Source organism: Aequorivita sp. 609 (assembly GCF_014212065.1).
Classification (GTDB): Bacteria; Bacteroidota; Bacteroidia; order Flavobacteriales; family Flavobacteriaceae; genus Aequorivita; species Aequorivita sinensis.
This window is the reverse complement of the sequence record NZ_JACJVM010000198.1, coordinates 1-1,687: the sequence shown is the minus strand read 5'-3', so window position 1 is coordinate 1,687 and position 1,687 is coordinate 1. Positions and strand designations below refer to the sequence as shown.

2 protein-coding genes are annotated in these 1,687 nt (G+C 32.7%); one reads left to right on the top strand and one right to left on the bottom strand.

The annotated features are described in order from the left end of the window. Positions 1-126 precede the first annotated feature (126 nt). Positions 127-831: an RNA ligase family protein gene (locus H4O20_RS13320; RefSeq protein ID WP_185099589.1), complete on the bottom strand. Its 705-nt coding sequence runs from the start codon at positions 829-831 to the stop codon at positions 127-129. A gap of 109 nt (positions 832-940) precedes the next feature. Here H4O20_RS13320 and H4O20_RS13315 point away from each other — a divergent pair, with 109 nt between their 5' ends. Next, the gene (locus tag H4O20_RS13315; RefSeq protein WP_185099588.1) at positions 941-1,555 is read left to right on the top strand and encodes a hypothetical protein; all 615 of its coding nucleotides are present in this window, start codon (positions 941-943) and stop codon (positions 1,553-1,555) included. Positions 1,556-1,687: the final 132 nt, after the last annotated feature.

Sequence of the window (1,687 nt, the reverse complement as noted above, 5' to 3'; positions counted from 1 at the left end):
TGGCTATAAGTAATTGCTTGTTCTCGTCTACTTTGGAAATTCCTGCGGAATTTCCAACTTGGTGTGTACTTGCAAAGTTAATCGCTAAACCACGCAACTACTCATAGCCGAGACCGTTAGCACCAATTAAGAGCTAACATTATAAATTAGGTCTTTTTCATCAATACCGATGCAATATTTACCATTAGTAAAATCGCTCCTTACCCATTTAGCAAGAAAATCAACCTTATCTTTTCGCTCAACTCTATAAACCATTCCTTCAGGCTCTCCTTGGCTAATAATTGTATCGGTTTTTTGATTAAGTATTGGCTTCAATTCATTAACACTTATCGCATCGCCTTTATGCAACAATCGGGGCAAAGGCAAATCCCATAACCCAAGACCTTTCTCCAGTTCTGAAAATAATTTTCTATTATTATTTTTATCGTACCAATCAAAAAACACAATCGGGTCTTCTTGTTTTATCTCATAAATTAATCCGTGAGCTTGCAATAGCCATTCGCCAACAATACGCTCGCCTTCATCTAATATTAGAGAAAAGAAGTCTCGTTTTTTATATACCCATTTCGCAAATTCGTGATGCTGTTTATAAGGGCTTGTACTTGCTTCATATCCGCTTCGAGTTAAAGCAAAAATGTTTCCGTCCTTTTTCCCGATACCAACATTTGAACCATCATATTTTTCAAAAACAAATATTGTATCGTGTTTATCTCGTTTTTTAAGGGTCAAAATTCGCTCTTGTCCTTCCCCTATAAAATAATCCTTCTCACCTAATTTGCTGTTAGATAGATGTGGGATGCTTCCGTAATTTCTTCTATTTAATGGTTTCATAATTTTAAAATTAAGTCGTGAAAATAACTGGTGCTAACAAGGTATAAACCACATTAAAACGATGGTTTATACCCGTTACGTTGTAAGCAATTTAAGAAACACATAATCAATGAAATACACATTTGAACTCGAAACACGCTCTGGAAATTATAGATTACAGAATGATGAAAGCTGGAAACTATTAACAGAACGTGAAATAACAGAAAAGGATTTTACAACTTCTGATGTTTGCACTCTAATAGCGAAACAAGAAATTGATTCGGAAATTACTCTTGATGGCAATACTTGGAGACTAAATCCGACTGAATCAAGTTTTGGAGATTCTAATCAAGCCTATTACGAAATTTATGCTCACAGACGAATTAAGCCTTTAACACCTTCAATTGAACAATTAAGAGCAACTATTGCACAAGGAGATGACAAAATAAACAATTCATTGATTTTAAATATTTACGGGTTTTATGAATTACGGGATTTTTCAACTTTAAACCTATCGTTTGATGACCCAACAATTGTTCATCGTTATGAAACATTCTCTTCAGGAAATGATTACGTTGGACAAAATGCTAAAAATGACAATCAGCTGATTAAAATGCTATATAAAACTTCATTATTTTTTTGGTTAGGTCATTTACAAAACGGAAAGACAAATATGTACTTTGAAAACGAAATTGAAGAAAGTTTAGAACAGATAATTAATGATATTAACGAACTAAAAATATAGAAAAAACTGCTTACAACAAAGAACTGAGATAAAAAACAACTAATTTCTTTATTAATTTTTGACAATATAATTCTAGGCTTACAGATAGAAAGAATAGATCCGTAAGCTCTTTTTTATTTCAGGCACAATTAT